Origin of the sequence: Pseudoalteromonas sp. US3C1004 (assembly GCF_048401065.1) — a bacterium.
GTDB lineage: Bacteria > Pseudomonadota > Gammaproteobacteria > Enterobacterales > Alteromonadaceae > Pseudoalteromonas > Pseudoalteromonas undina.
On the sequence record NZ_CP183073.1, the window covers coordinates 2,833,272 to 2,846,499 of the forward strand.

The 13,228-nt window shown below is 40.3% G+C and carries 16 protein-coding genes and 1 tRNA gene; 11 read left to right on the forward strand and 6 right to left on the reverse strand.

All coding sequences use genetic code 11. The features are described from left to right. Positions 1-217: 217 nt before the first annotated feature. From ACNSN3_RS13205 to ACNSN3_RS13245, 9 genes are all read left to right on the forward strand, one after another. Positions 218-448, forward strand: coding sequence for a hypothetical protein (locus ACNSN3_RS13205; protein ID WP_008113449.1), 231 nt, complete (start codon positions 218-220; stop codon positions 446-448). Beyond that, positions 448-753 (forward strand): cell division protein ZapA, encoded by a 306-nt coding sequence (locus ACNSN3_RS13210; protein ID WP_010391716.1) that lies wholly within the window; start codon positions 448-450, stop codon positions 751-753. The genes ACNSN3_RS13205 and ACNSN3_RS13210 overlap by 1 nt, the downstream gene beginning before the upstream one ends. 55 nt (positions 754-808) lie before the next feature. Continuing rightward, positions 809-1,828, forward strand: a complete 1,020-nt coding sequence (locus ACNSN3_RS13215; protein WP_418607691.1) for an MBL fold metallo-hydrolase — start codon at positions 809-811, stop codon at positions 1,826-1,828. Between the two features lie 56 nt (positions 1,829-1,884). Beyond that, positions 1,885-3,333, forward strand: coding sequence for a transglycosylase SLT domain-containing protein (locus tag ACNSN3_RS13220; protein WP_418607692.1), 1,449 nt, complete (start codon positions 1,885-1,887; stop codon positions 3,331-3,333). A 66-nt stretch (positions 3,334-3,399) separates the two neighbouring features. Further along, the gene (locus ACNSN3_RS13225; protein WP_054202647.1) at positions 3,400-3,888 is read left to right on the forward strand and encodes an FKBP-type peptidyl-prolyl cis-trans isomerase; all 489 of its coding nucleotides are present in this window, start codon (positions 3,400-3,402) and stop codon (positions 3,886-3,888) included. Between the two features lie 21 nt (positions 3,889-3,909). Next, a complete protein-coding gene (locus ACNSN3_RS13230; RefSeq protein ID WP_290168566.1) occupies positions 3,910-4,638 on the forward strand; it encodes an SDR family NAD(P)-dependent oxidoreductase in 729 nt (242 codons plus the stop codon). Continuing rightward, positions 4,635-5,474: an amidohydrolase family protein gene (locus tag ACNSN3_RS13235; protein WP_418607695.1), complete on the forward strand. Its 840-nt coding sequence runs from the start codon at positions 4,635-4,637 to the stop codon at positions 5,472-5,474. Before ACNSN3_RS13230 ends, ACNSN3_RS13235 begins: the two co-directional genes overlap by 4 nt. Before the next feature lie 48 nt (positions 5,475-5,522). Continuing rightward, positions 5,523-7,085: a S41 family peptidase gene (locus ACNSN3_RS13240; protein ID WP_418607696.1), complete on the forward strand. Its 1,563-nt coding sequence runs from the start codon at positions 5,523-5,525 to the stop codon at positions 7,083-7,085. 3 nt (positions 7,086-7,088) lie between these two features. Then, positions 7,089-7,475 carry a hypothetical protein gene (locus ACNSN3_RS13245; RefSeq protein ID WP_418607698.1) on the forward strand — a complete coding sequence of 129 codons (387 nt, stop codon included), beginning with the start codon at positions 7,089-7,091 and terminating at the stop codon, positions 7,473-7,475. 101 nt (positions 7,476-7,576) lie between these two features. Here ACNSN3_RS13245 and ACNSN3_RS13250 read toward each other — a convergent pair whose 3' ends face one another. From ACNSN3_RS13250 to ACNSN3_RS13265, 4 genes are all read right to left on the reverse strand, one after another. Next, positions 7,577-8,752, reverse strand: a complete 1,176-nt coding sequence (locus tag ACNSN3_RS13250; protein WP_054202652.1) for a mandelate racemase/muconate lactonizing enzyme family protein — start codon at positions 8,750-8,752, stop codon at positions 7,577-7,579. Positions 8,753-8,779: 27 nt separating this feature from the next. Continuing rightward, positions 8,780-9,547: a class II aldolase/adducin family protein gene (locus ACNSN3_RS13255; protein WP_036980336.1), complete on the reverse strand. Its 768-nt coding sequence runs from the start codon at positions 9,545-9,547 to the stop codon at positions 8,780-8,782. 134 nt (positions 9,548-9,681) lie between these two features. Then, positions 9,682-10,005 (reverse strand): c-type cytochrome, encoded by a 324-nt coding sequence (locus ACNSN3_RS13260; RefSeq protein ID WP_036980337.1) that lies wholly within the window; start codon positions 10,003-10,005, stop codon positions 9,682-9,684. 174 nt (positions 10,006-10,179) lie between these two features. Beyond that, positions 10,180-10,719, reverse strand: a complete 540-nt coding sequence (locus ACNSN3_RS13265; RefSeq protein ID WP_036980338.1) for a DUF2058 domain-containing protein — start codon at positions 10,717-10,719, stop codon at positions 10,180-10,182. 194 nt (positions 10,720-10,913) lie between these two features. Here ACNSN3_RS13265 and ACNSN3_RS13270 point away from each other — a divergent pair, with 194 nt between their 5' ends. Then, positions 10,914-12,062 (forward strand): MFS transporter, encoded by a 1,149-nt coding sequence (locus ACNSN3_RS13270; protein ID WP_055012389.1) that lies wholly within the window; start codon positions 10,914-10,916, stop codon positions 12,060-12,062. On the opposite strand, the gene ACNSN3_RS13275 is transcribed toward ACNSN3_RS13270, so the two are convergent. Both ACNSN3_RS13275 and ACNSN3_RS13280 read right to left on the reverse strand, forming a co-directional pair. Next, positions 12,029-12,529: a prolyl-tRNA synthetase associated domain-containing protein gene (locus ACNSN3_RS13275; RefSeq protein ID WP_055012388.1), complete on the reverse strand. Its 501-nt coding sequence runs from the start codon at positions 12,527-12,529 to the stop codon at positions 12,029-12,031. The two genes, ACNSN3_RS13270 and ACNSN3_RS13275, sit on opposite strands and share 34 nt — an antisense overlap. Position 12,530: 1 nt before the next feature. Beyond that, complete coding sequence (locus tag ACNSN3_RS13280; protein WP_138622667.1) at positions 12,531-12,917, reverse strand: hypothetical protein; 387 nt, start codon at positions 12,915-12,917, stop codon at positions 12,531-12,533. Between the two features lie 165 nt (positions 12,918-13,082). Here ACNSN3_RS13280 and ACNSN3_RS13285 point away from each other — a divergent pair. Next, a tRNA-Ala gene (locus ACNSN3_RS13285) sits at positions 13,083-13,158 on the forward strand. Positions 13,159-13,228 lie beyond the last annotated feature (70 nt).

Genomic DNA, 13,228 nt, shown 5'->3' on the forward strand with positions numbered 1-13,228 from the left:
GTTTAATAAAATTAGTGAACCATAAAGCACACTGCTTTGGCAATCGTCACAGCAAAAGCGGGTGTTTACGTGAACCATTTCTGAATGAAAAAGCCAATAGCATGAATTATCCCTTAACATAGAATAAAAATCACCTAAAACCAGCGTAAATGCTGGCAAATAAACACACTTTGCTTTACATTTGCATGACATTAATTACAGTTATATGAGCGCATTTATGAACAACAATACTCTTCAACAACTCGAACAACTGATCGACCAACTAATTACCCGTAATAATCAGTTGCAAACTGATATTACAGAGCTTAAAGAGCAAAACAGTAAACTGCTTGATGAAAATGAGTTATTACAGTTAGAAGCCCTTGAAAATGAAGAAAAACAAAAAGATGCAAGCACCACCTTGTCGTCATTATTAGATAAATTACAAAGCGCACAACAGGCAAGCTAATGTCTGAGCTGCAAAACCAGCGAGTCACTGTTGAATTGCTTGGTAAAGAGCAGCAATTTGCTTGTCCGGCTGGGCAAGAAGAGGCACTAAAAGCGGCCGCCAAAAATCTGAATGATTTAGTTGAACAAATGAAACAACGTTCAACTGTCAGAAACGATCAAAAAGCATTACTTATGGCTGCTTTGAATTTAAGCCACGAATTGCTTGAAGCAAAAACTCAAAAATCAGTTGAGCTTGAGCATCAAGATCAATTGATTGATAAGTTGAGTCAATACTTAAGCTCAAACTCTGAACACACTAAATAAAAGCGCATTTTGCGCTTTTATTGTTTTTACCGTCAAAATATAATTAGAGAAAAAGATGCAACCACTTTTAACTAAAGCTCAAAAAATAGGTAAGTGCTTACTCCCTTTAATCTGCCTATTTATACATACAAAAAGCAATGCAGCAGTTGAGTGGCAATCGTTATCGGCTAATATTCAATTTATCAAGCAGCCAGATAGGTTACGTTTTTACGACTCTAATCAAGTGTTAATTCAGGGCAGTGAGTGTGCCTTACTGGTAGATGCCAGTGGTAACTTTGCAGCAGTAGAACAACTGGTTACCGAACTAAAACAACAGCTAAAGACGCCTTTATGTTACTTAGTTGCCACTCATTTTCATGACGATCACTTGCTGGGCATGGCGGTTATGCAGCATTACTTCCCAGACGCAAAACTGATTTCTCACCAACAAGTCGCTAACGACTTTTCGCGTTATCAGCAAGCATTAACAGACAAGCTAGAGGGGTTCGAGAAAAGCATTGAGCTGAGCTATCAGCGATTAGCCACCTTACCCGATGCAGAGCAAGCTCAATGGCGAGAAAAGCTCACTCGCGCTAAAACACGCTTATTTCGCTGGCAGAATTATCAACTAACACCACCAAAAATGAGTATTAGTGAGCCTAAAACATTAGATTTAGGAAATTATATATTAACTATCAACCCGCATCAGGCACATACTAATGGCGATCTAACACTGCTTGCCGACAAAGGTAAAACCTTAATAGGTGGTGATATCATTGACTGGCTTCCCTACCCTGGGCATGGCGAGCTTAAACAATGGCAAAGTTTATTAAAAAAATATATAAATAATAATTCGCTGTCACTTTTTGTTCCTGGCCATGGCAATTTAGTCGATAAAATTAAATTAAAACAGTCACTCACGTTTTTAGAAGCAATTACGGAGCAGGTTAAAAACAACCCTGAAGCCAGTATTGAGCAATTACAAAAAAAATTCCCAAGTGAAGTACTAAAACCTTACCAACAAGAACCACTTGATATAAAATCAAGTAACTTATTTTTGCAATCGGGATTACTTCGCGCTAAAAACAGTCAATAACTGAACACAATGGATTGTGTTAAAATATGGAAATATATTTTTTAAAAAGGAACAAAATGCGTCACCTGATCTTATGCTTTGCCATTGTATTGCTATGTAGCTGTAAAACCACACAGCCAGAGATCATTGCGCCTGTAGTCCCTGCACCTGTAGAGCAAAAAACCGCACAATCAAACACACCGAACTCTACAAACACCAAAAAAATCATTAATAAAAAAACAATACCTAAAGCCCTAAAAGTAACTCAACCAACTGACTTATGGGCACATATTGCTGATAACTTACATTTACCGGTTGAGCAAAATCAGGCGTTAAAGAAACGCATTAACTGGTATTTAAAACAACCGAATTATTTAAAAATAGTGTCTCGCCGTGCAGAGCCTTTTTTATATCATATCGTAAAAAAAGTAGAGCAAAAGCAGCTCCCTATGGAACTGGCATTACTGCCATTTGTAGAAAGTGGCTTTAGACCTACCGCCCGCTCAAGTGAGCACGCTGTGGGTGTGTGGCAACTGGTTGCAGCAACTGCACATCATTTTGGGGTTAAATCAGATCAATGGTACGACGGACGCCAAGATGTATTGGCCTCAACCGATGCAGCACTAGATTACTTAAGCTATTTACATAAACGTTTTGATGGTAATTGGTTGCATGCACTTGCAGCCTATAACACCGGTGAAGGCCGAGTTAAACGTGCTATAAAACGCAATCAAAAACGAGGGAAGTCAACTGACTTTTGGGCACTAACCCTACCAAAAGAAACCGCTGACTATGTACCAAAACTATTAGCATTAAGCTATTTAGTAAAACACCCTAAGGCAAAATTTAAACGCCCAAAGCTTCCTTATAAAGCACTGACCACCTCGTTAAATGTGGCAAAACAGTTCGATTTTTCAATTATGGCCAAGCTCTCTGGTATGGGTGTAAAACAGCTACATGCCCTTAATAGGGGTTATTTAAAAAACCAAAGTTCCCCCCATGGCCCGCATACTTTGTTGCTTCCTATTGAGCAACAAGCTTTACTAAAAAACCGTTTTTTTAAAGCCAATTTTGCAGGCGAATACATAGTCAAAAAAAATGACACACTATACGGTATTGCTAAGCATTTTGGCTTGCCTTTAAAGGCACTAAAACAGCTCAATAATAAGCAAAATAACTTTATTGGTGTTGGCGAAAAACTTATTTTAGGGGAGCCTCAAACGTTACCTGAATCGCTCACTATTAACTATAAAATAAGCCCTTACTTGGAACAAAAAGAGCCCGTCATTCCAACCATCGAGGTAGATTACCACGTTAAGCCCGGTGATAACCTGTGGAATATAAGTCAGTTGTATGGCGTTGCTCATAGCGATTTAGCACGTTGGAATAAGTTATCAGCATCTAGCGTATTAAAGCCTGGGACTCAGTTAGTTTTATTTATACCCCAAACTGCGATACCTAAAACCACACCGGCTAAAAAAGATCTGTTACTCGACTTACAAAATACATTAAATCATCCCCGTTAAGTTTCTAAAGCGCAGTATTTCGCGTAAAATTGCTTTTTAATTTATTTAAATCTTAAAGAGACATGCATGCAAATCAGTAAAAATTCGGCCGTTGAATTTCATTACACCCTTAGCGAAGCCGGTGAACAAATAGAAAGTAGCCTTAACGACGCGCCATTAAGTTACATTCACGGCAGCGAAGGCATGCTACCCGGTTTAGAAACCGCACTTGAAGGTAAAACTGCTGGTGATAAATTTAGCGTAACGTTATCTCCAAGTGAATCATACGGCGAGCGTGTTGATGATTTAATTCAGCGCATTCCGCTTAAGCATTTACAAGGCGATGTAAAAGTGTGGAAGCCAGGTATGACTGCAATGGTGCAATCAAATCAGGGTCGCCATCAAGTGACTATCGTAAAAGTAGGCCGCTTTAATGCTGATTGTGATTTAAACCACCCATTTGCTGGTAAAACGCTGACCTTTGATGTTGAGGTTGTATCAGTTCGTGAAGCAACAAGCGAAGAAATCTCTCATGGCCACGTTCATGCTGAAGGTGGTTGCGGCCACGCACATTAATTGCTAATTAGAGGAACAAGTATGTCAAAAGTTGCAATAGTAACCGGTGGCTCTAAAGGCATTGGCTTTGCTGTAGTACAGCGATTATTAACTAACGGCTATCAGGTTCATAACTTAGATATTGAGCCCAGTGAGAGTGGTGTTTTTCATCAATGTGATGTTAGTGATGTAACCGCCGTACGCCAGTGTATACAGGCTATTATTGAAAAAACACAACGTATTGATGTACTTGTTTCAAATGCTGGTAAGCATCTAAGTGCCACAATTGAGCACACCGATGAAGCGACATTCGATGCGTTAATGGCACTGAATGTTAAAGGTGCGTACGCGGCTATACAAAGCGTATTACCAGCTATGAAAGCACAACAAGATGGCGCTATTGTGTTAATTGCCTCAGATCAGGCCATTATTGGCAAACAAAACTCATTTGCTTATAACTTAACTAAGCACGCATTGGCTTCAATGGCTAAAACCACCGCCTTGGATTACGCAAGCTTTAATATTCGCGCTAATGCAGTGTGCCCTGGCACCATAGAAACGCCGTTATTTCATAATGCAATTGATGCATATTGTAAAAGAAGTGGTGCTAACAAAGCCGATATTGTTGCAGAAGAAGCCGCATTACAACCGCTCAACCGTTTAGGTCAAGCCGATGAAGTTGCTGCACTGGTAAGCTTTTTAGTAAGTGCAGATGCCAGCTTTATTACTGGTAGCTTACAACGTATTGATGGTGGCTACACAGCACAATGAGTACTAAAATTATTGACCCGCATCTGCACTTTTTTAATTTGCCGGAGGGTCAATACACTTGGCTACAAGGTGCGAACCCACCAGCTTGGTCTAACTTAGATAAAATAAAGCAGCCCATCAGCGTTGCTGAACTGATCAAAAGTACTAACTTTGAACTCGCAGGTTTAGTGCACATAGAAGCTGGGTTTGATAATAACCAGCCAGTTAAAGAATTAAACTGGTTAGCCAAACATATTAAAACTATACCTTATAAAGCAATTAGCTTTGCAACAATTAACCAGCCAAATAACGCATTTAAACTAGCACTTCAGCAGCTAGTTCATCACTCTCTTGTAGGCATTAGAGATATCACTGAAGGTCATGATGCCGAGCGCTTATTGAGCCCTCATTGTCTCGATAACCTGCGGCACTTGAGCCAATTAAAGCTGCATTTTGAAGCCCAATTTGAAGTAGAAAACCTCAACATCACCGAGCGGCTCATTTCTTATGCCAACCAAGTTAGTGACTTACAAATAATCATTAATCACGCAGGGCTTGCACACAACCTTGCAAACTGGGCAACTGCAATTGAACTACTTGCAAAACAGCCTAATGTTGCGATTAAGTTTTCAGGTTTTGAATTACTCATGCTTAATAGCGAGCAGCAAAACCAATGTTTTAAACATATTTTAAAGCATTTTGGTATGCAAAGAGTGATGTTTGCTAGCAACTTCCCCGTGTGCCAAATTAATATTAACTACAACGAGTTATGGCAACATTATCGCAGCCTGTGTAGCGACGATCTTACATGGCAATATTTGAGTTACAAAAATGCTGCAAGCCTCTATCAACTCTAAATGAAAACCGCTATATTTAGCTCAACAGTTTAAAAAACGAGCATGCGTATGGCCATTTTTAATTCATCTTCTCTTAAATACACATTACTCCCTTTTTCACTAGCCGCTTTATTAACAGGTTGTGGTGGTGGAGGTAGCGACAATGCGACCAACCCAACAACTGATAATAGCGGCTGGACCTCAGGTGTATTTGCCAGTTCAGGGCAATTTAAAGGTCAATGCCAAGCAATTAATGAAAAAAACTGGCTACGCTCTTGGAGTAACGAAACCTACCTATGGTATGACGAAATTATTGATACCAACCCTGCATTAACGTCAGGGGTTATTGATTACTTTAATACTTTAAAAACGGAGCAACTGACTGAGTCAGGTGCGAAAAAAGATAACTTTCACTTTAGTTTGCCGACCGATGAGTGGCAAAGACAAAATCAATCCGGCCTAAGCTTTGGTTATGGCTTTAATATAAAAATAATTGCCGGTAGCGCGCCACGCCAAGCAGTTGTTAGCTACACCGAACCAAATACCCCAGCTAGTAATCAAAATATTATTCGTGGTTTTGAGCTTTTAGAAGTTGATGGCGTTGATTTTATTAACACCACCTCATCGAGCGAGGTAGGTATTATTAATGCAGGTTTATTCCCCGAGCAAACGGGTAAAGTTACCGAATTTGTATTTAGGGATATCAGCACTAATGAAAACCGCACAGTGACGCTCACGTCTCAAAACATCGAATCGCAACCAGTAATGAATGTTCGTACCGATTTAGCCGCTGGTGATGTTGGTTATTTTCAATTTAATAGCCACAACGCCATAGCCGAAACACAGCTTTACAACGCCTTTAACCAACTCGCTGCCAGTAGCATTAAAGATTTAGTCATTGACGTGCGCTATAACGGGGGTGGGTTATTACAAATGGCTAGCCAAGTAGGCTACATGGTGGGGGGCAGTAACACGCAAGGTAAAATATTTGAACGGACCATATTTAATGATAAATACCCTAATACCAACCCCGTCACAGGCCAAGCACTGACGCCGATGCCTTTTACAAATCGTTTTGTCGGCTTTGAAAATAATCCTGCAATTGTAGCGGGCACGCCGTTACCCACCTTAAACTTAGAACGGGTATTTGTACTTACCACTAGCAGTACCTGCTCGGCTAGTGAGGCTATAATTAACGGGCTGCGCGGAGCAGATGTTGAAATTATTCAGATAGGCGCAGGCACCTGTGGTAAACCGTATGGTTTTTACCCTACCGACAACTGCGACACCACTTATTTTACTATTCAATTTACTGGCGAAAATAACAAAGGCTTTGGTGAATATTCAGATGGCTTTGCACCGCAAAATACCATTGATGACGCACGACAACCGGTTCGCATTGCTGGGTGTGCTGTTGCCGATGATTTTACTAAGCGCTTAGGTGATGCTAGTGAAAGCTTATTAAGTACAGCGCTGAGCTATAGAGAAAACGGCAGTTGCCCTGCCCCAAGCTCAATAAATAGTGTTCTTGGTTTTGCGCCCACTATCGCCACCGATATGCCAGAAGTAAAAGATATGCGAGTTCAAACCATGCTAGAACAAAATATTATTCTTAGTGATAACATGAGATAAGCAATGAACATATTATTAGCAATAAGCATGACTGCAGCGACATTAGGGTTAACGGGTTGCTTAGCGCAAAGCTCAGAACCGACACCTAAGCTACAGCATGCGTTACTGGTTGAACCGAATAGCGCTAAAGTAGCCGATGCGATTACGCAACTGCTACATAGCTCACAGGTTCAATTAACCGACGACGTTTTTGTAACCTCAAGCACAGTTACACTTGAGCAACTTAATCACAAAGATCCTCAGGGAAATCCGATTATGGGCAAGCAGCTTAATATGCCGGATCAGTTTGAACTGATGATTAAGGGAGAGCGCTGTTTTGTTCGCCATCTTGATAGCAAAGCAACCATCGAACTAAAACAGGTACTTTGTAAAATAAATCCACAGCGATAAAAAAGCCGGTCAGTGAGTTATCACTTACCGGCTATTCTTAAATAGAGCTATTTAACCTGAACTCTGGATAATAAATCCATCTCAAGCAGAGTTCAGGTTATTTATTTTATTTCTACACGTTGTGAACGCATTACAATTTCATCGTTAAGCTCAATCCCAAGGCCTGGTTCTTCTGATACTTCAAAAAAACCATTTTTAGGTTGTGGATCTTGTAAGCACAGCTCTCTGTTCCACTTTTTAATCGCATAAGTATGATGTTCATGAATTAAAAAGTTAGGGATTGCTGTTTCTAAATGTAATGCTGCCGCGGTTGCAACCGGCCCACCACACACGTGTGCCTGAATACGCACGTCAAAAATATCTGCGTAATCACATACTTTTTTAGTTTCAGTAAAGCCACCACATAAACCAATATCTGGCTGTAGTACATCAATGCTTTGATCTTCTAAATATGGACGCACGCCCCAACGGTTATATAAGCGCTCGCCGCCTGCAATAGGCACAGCCACTTTATCAGCCACTTTGGCATGTAATGAGTGGTTTAAATAATTCACCGGCTCTTCAAAATACATACAATCAAATTCTTCTGCAATCTCACCAATTTGAATTGCTGATGTCGCACCAGGTAAACTGTGGCATTCAAAAATAATGTCAACTTCATCACCCACAGCTTCACGAATAGCTTGCATACGGGCACGGTATAGTTTCATCTCTGGGCGAGAAATAATATTTGTGCGGTCATAGTAGGTATTGCCATCTTTATCGTATTGAATTGGGTCAACCTTTACCGCGTCATAACCTTCAGCTACTGCTTTTAGTGCCGCTTCGGCATATTCTTGTGGCTGGACCAGCGCTTTAAACTCACTGTCCCAGTCAAACTGCAACTGCGATGCATAAGTACGTAGTTTGTCGTTAACTTTACCACCAAGCAACTGATAAACAGGTAAACCCAATGCTTTACCTTTTATATCCCAAAGCGCAGTATCAATCGCACTCATTGCAGCATAAACCACCGGCCCACCGCCTAAACCCCAAAAGCTTTCACGCAACATACGTGACCATAGTTTTTCAGTTTGAAACGGGTCATGGCCAATTAAAAAGGCATCGGCCATTTCTTTGATCATCGCAGCGGCAGCACTGTGACCTAAGTCATACGCAAGGCCGGCTTCACCTACACCGCTAATCCCTTCATCAGTATGAATACGAACAAATACAGGCGTCCATGCAGGACGCTCAGGACAATGAATGTCAAAGACTTCAACGCGATTTACTTTCATAAAAAATTCCTTATTAACCTTTATCGGTTATTTTGCAAAACTTGGGTCAAGACGATACGCTTTTCGTAACATGGCAGGCCATGCTAGCTGCCCCCCAGTACTGCCGCTGTGAACAACGTTCGCTTGATTATAAATGTTATCAATAATAGCTTGTGGTACTGCAATCGCTTCTTGTGCACTTGATTGAATAGCTAATTGTATTTCACAGGCACGTTGAAGGTCATAAAAGCGCATAAACGCATCACCTACTGTTGGCCCTACCGTTAAGCCGCCATGATTCACCAATAGCATATGGTTGGTGCTACCTAAATCTGTTTGCAGGCGTTTACGCTCATCATCATTCACCGCTAGGCCTTCATAACCATGGTATGACAGAGAGGGTAATGAAAACATCGAATACTGACTTAACGGTAACAGCCCTTCTTTTTGTGTTGCAACTGCAATGGTTTCTTTAGTGTGTAGGTGTATTACGCAATGGGCATCCTCGCGTACTTCATGAATGGCACTGTGAATGGTGAATCCCGCAGGGTTAATATCAAATGGAGTATCGTCAATAATGCGGCCATTTAAATCAACTTTAACTAAGTTTGATGCAGTGATCTCATCAAACGTTAAACCAAAAGCGTTTACTAAATAATGATCCGTACCCGGTAGGCGAGCAGAAAGGTGCGTATAGATTAAATCCCCCCAACGAAAATGGTCAACTAATCGATAACATGCGGCTAAATCAACACGTAGTTGCCACTCTTGTTCTGATACTTTATTTTTTAAATCGAGCTGGGGTAAATCAAACATAACAAGCCTTTTAAAACACAGCATAGCGCTAGTGATTGTAGATGTTTAGAAGTCTAAATGAGTATTCGCATGATGGCAATCACCAAATAAAAAAGCCACACAAAGGTGTGGCTCTTTTTAAATTGCGTTAGCGATTATTGTACTTTTGATAGGTAATCGGCAATCGCTTCAAACTCTTCATCAGTCACAGTCGCAACCATTGCTTTCATTGCCATAGACATACCGTTGTTACGAGCGCCTGACTTAATGTCTTTCATTTGCGCTACTAAGTACTCTTTGTTTTGACCATTTAGCTTAGGGTACATCGCCATGATAGGTGCTTTACCATCTGCACCATGACATGTTTGACAGTTTTTAGCGGTATAAAGTGCAGCGCCATCAGCAGCGGCGGCTGAAAATGAAAAACTTGCGGCTAAACCAATACCCGCGCCTAATAAAAGTGTTTTTATCTTGCTCATTGTATTTACTCTTCTTTTTTACGGTTAAAAAAAACGGTTGTGATAATTGTAGTCAATAAATCTTTAAAAAGCATACGTCCTTGATAAGGTTTGACGATCAATCAGAACAAATACGTGTATCCCTCATAAAACAAATATTAGCTTGCCTTAGCTGAGCAGATACTTAATAACACCTTACCAAATAAGATCGTCTGGTACTTCAAAATCAGCGTACGGATCGTCTTCGTCCTTGGCTTTGTTCTCAGGTTCAACATGAAACACAATATACTTTTCATCAACCTCAGCCACTTTGCGTGCAGGCTCGTCTTCTAATACGTAAAACTGGCCTTCTAATACACAAATTGCTAAACGTCCGCCCGAGAGCGCCTTTTGCGTTTGCTCATTCACATCAAGGCCCTTTACTTTATTTTCATAAGTAAAGTTAAAGGTACGCTCACCACGAATTGACTCTTGATTGTGATGCTCTAAAATTTGCTTAACACGGGCTACCTGCTCACGTTGCTTTAATTCTTCTTGGCGCGTTTTGTTAAGCTCTTCGGCCTTTTGCTGCTGCTCAAGCTTGGTTTGCTGAATATGCTTTTGCAAATCATTTGGGTTGCTTGTCGCTCCCTTCTTTTGCTTTTTCTGTTGCTTGCGCTTTTCTGATTTAGCAACTTTGGCTTTATGTGATGTTGTTAAACCAGCTTGGAGCAATTGCTCTTGTAGTGACCCCATGGCGTGTTCCCACTAAAAACGAATATTAATGCTATTTTAATCACCAACGAGCGTAAATAACAGCGCTATTGGTATTAATCTAACAAACTACTGAAAACAAAGCATGATTTAGCGCAATAAAGGTTAATTTATGAAAACCCTAGCAGTTTTGTATATAATGCGACTCAACTAATAAGCAATGTTAACGGCAGTCAATGCGCTTATCTCACTTACTCCTTTGTTCTGTTTTTATTTTTTTTGTCTTATACGCACCACAGCCATTATTAAGTTTATTTGCCACCGAATTTAATGTAGCGCCTGCCATTGCAGGCAGCTTAATGACTGCCACTATGCTGCCTTTAGCCATTGCACCTTTGGTGTATGGGTTGTTTCTAGCCAAGCGAAACCCATTATTAATTTTACGCATCGCAATGTTATTACTCGGTGTCGGCTGTTTATTATTTATTTATGCCCCTAGTTTTGAGCTACTGTTACTTGTTCGGTTTTTACAAGGGCTGACTTTACCTGCCGCTTTAACCGCAATGACCAGTTATATTGGTATGAGCTATCAAGCCGATACATTACAAAAAAATATGACTCTTTATATTGGTAGTACTATTGTCGGTGGTTATTTTGGCCGAGTATTGGCTGCGCTCTTTAGCGACTTGTGGTCATGGCAAAGTTTTTATTACTTAATTGCTGCCATGTTGATAATACTCTCGCTTAGCATCCCCCATAAACGCTTTGTCCTGAGTAGTTCTAGTGAGGTGTTATCACCTTTAGATTATATGAAACAACTTAAAGAAGGCTCGGTACTTAAACTTTATGGTGCCATATTTTGTATGTTTTTTTGCTTTGCCGCATTATTAAACTACTTGCCTTTTATTTTAAAAAATACCTTTTTAATTAATAACACCCGCGACATTGGCTTAGTTTATAGTGGTTATTTAATTGGCGCGTTAGCCTCTATTTTTACCCCGTGGTTATTAAAAAAAATGACCTCAGCTTGGCGCTTATTGGCATTGGTATTCCTGTTTTATAACCTCAGTATTGTGTTATTAATGAGTCATTCACTGATGTTGTTTTTAATTGCATTCACACTCTTTTGTGGCGCTATGTTTGTAATTCATTCAACAGCGGCACCATTGGTTAATAAAATTAGTCACGCTCCACCGAGTGTTACTAATGGTTGTTACGTGTCATTTTATTATAGCGGTGGCGCACTAGGATCGTTATTACCTGGGGTGGTTTATCAAGCACACGGGCAAACCGCATTTATGGCAACACTTCTTGCGGTTTGCTTATGTGGGCTGGGTCTTATTTTGTGGGCTCAGCGCGAGGGTAAAAACATCACCCGCGGCTGATGTTCAGTAAAATCAAAAAAACGCAGTAAATCAGGCTTAGTTAATAACCATGTTTGGGTGTTTTCAAATGGATGGCAATGAAATAAATCGCCAAACCAAATATCCTGATCAAGCCAAAGCGTTACATCTCGTTGCTTATCGTTCATTAAGCTGAGCATTGACACACAACCTGGTGCAACTTTTAAGTACTTAGCCAAGCGCTCATTAGAGGCAAACCCTAAACGCGATAGCCCTTGCTGTTTAGACAACGATTTTAAATCGAGTTGTTTATCATGCGCGGTGATCACTAAAAAATGGCGCTTACCTTCGTTATCTCGCAAAAATAGATTTTTTAAACGTGTTCCTGGGCGATTCACCATCAGCTCGTCGGCATCTAAGCTACCATGCAACGCTGGATGCTCAATCACATCATAGTTAATATCAAGTTGGGCTAACACCGCCGCTAATTTTTGTTTATCTGCTAACATACTACAAACAACGCCCTCTTAATTGCACACTTAAATCTCGCCATAGCACTTCGTTTATTTCATGCTTATCTGCACAATAGTTACGTTGTGCAAGCTCTTTATTGAGAAACTCTACCGCTTGATCTTCTAATTGTAACTTGAGCACGCTCGACTCTTCAAAGTGCTCTTGTTCGGCAAAACGCTTTACATCGCTTCGGGTTAGCTTTTTATTAATATTAATTTGCTCACGGCTCTTAGCCTTTACAGAGACCACATAGGCAAAAAGCTTGTTACCTTGATCATCAACAGTGTCATAAAATTGTTGATTATTAATTTCATAGGGAGGCTCATCTACCGAGCTGGCACAGCCAAAAAGGAAAATCATGAAAACTAAAGCGTATTTTTTCATTATGTATTGTCGTTTTAGTAAATATTGAGGCCGAGTTTAACAAAAATTAGTTAAAACGGAAAAATTTGTGAAAAAATACTTGACCGAAAACGTAAAAATATTTAAAGTTCACCCCGCTTAAGACTCAGCACTTAAGCATTTACAGCACATGTAAATTAGGAATGTGGGGCTATAGCTCAGCTGGGAGAGCGCCTGCCTTGCACGCAGGAGGTCAGCAGTTCGATCCTGCTTAGCTCCACCACTTTCCTACCCTCTCCTTTAAGTAATATCCTTATTTTTATATTCTAAATAAACTTCTCTGTTAATAATGC

What these genes read in the sequence shown, in the direction of transcription:
- ACNSN3_RS13225 (WP_054202647.1), top strand. Translation starts at nt 3,400, where the DNA reads ATGCAAATCAGTAAAAATTCGGCCGTTGAATTTCATTACACCCTTAGC.
- ACNSN3_RS13265 (WP_036980338.1), bottom strand. Translation starts at nt 10,719, where the DNA reads ATGGGGTCACTACAAGAGCAATTGCTCCAAGCTGGTTTAACAACATCA.
- ACNSN3_RS13210 (WP_010391716.1), top strand. Translation starts at nt 448, where the DNA reads ATGTCTGAGCTGCAAAACCAGCGAGTCACTGTTGAATTGCTTGGTAAA.
- ACNSN3_RS13245 (WP_418607698.1), top strand. Translation starts at nt 7,089, where the DNA reads ATGAACATATTATTAGCAATAAGCATGACTGCAGCGACATTAGGGTTA.
- ACNSN3_RS13240 (WP_418607696.1), top strand. Translation starts at nt 5,523, where the DNA reads ATGGCCATTTTTAATTCATCTTCTCTTAAATACACATTACTCCCTTTT.
- ACNSN3_RS13280 (WP_138622667.1), bottom strand. Translation starts at nt 12,917, where the DNA reads ATGAAAAAATACGCTTTAGTTTTCATGATTTTCCTTTTTGGCTGTGCC.
- ACNSN3_RS13230 (WP_290168566.1), top strand. Translation starts at nt 3,910, where the DNA reads ATGTCAAAAGTTGCAATAGTAACCGGTGGCTCTAAAGGCATTGGCTTT.
- ACNSN3_RS13215 (WP_418607691.1), top strand. Translation starts at nt 809, where the DNA reads ATGCAACCACTTTTAACTAAAGCTCAAAAAATAGGTAAGTGCTTACTC.
- ACNSN3_RS13205 (WP_008113449.1), top strand. Translation starts at nt 218, where the DNA reads ATGAACAACAATACTCTTCAACAACTCGAACAACTGATCGACCAACTA.
- ACNSN3_RS13235 (WP_418607695.1), top strand. Translation starts at nt 4,635, where the DNA reads ATGAGTACTAAAATTATTGACCCGCATCTGCACTTTTTTAATTTGCCG.
- ACNSN3_RS13275 (WP_055012388.1), bottom strand. Translation starts at nt 12,529, where the DNA reads ATGTTAGCAGATAAACAAAAATTAGCGGCGGTGTTAGCCCAACTTGAT.
- ACNSN3_RS13220 (WP_418607692.1), top strand. Translation starts at nt 1,885, where the DNA reads ATGCGTCACCTGATCTTATGCTTTGCCATTGTATTGCTATGTAGCTGT.
- ACNSN3_RS13270 (WP_055012389.1), top strand. Translation starts at nt 10,914, where the DNA reads ATGCGCTTATCTCACTTACTCCTTTGTTCTGTTTTTATTTTTTTTGTC.
- ACNSN3_RS13255 (WP_036980336.1), bottom strand. Translation starts at nt 9,547, where the DNA reads ATGTTTGATTTACCCCAGCTCGATTTAAAAAATAAAGTATCAGAACAA.
- ACNSN3_RS13260 (WP_036980337.1), bottom strand. Translation starts at nt 10,005, where the DNA reads ATGAGCAAGATAAAAACACTTTTATTAGGCGCGGGTATTGGTTTAGCC.
- ACNSN3_RS13250 (WP_054202652.1), bottom strand. Translation starts at nt 8,752, where the DNA reads ATGAAAGTAAATCGCGTTGAAGTCTTTGACATTCATTGTCCTGAGCGT.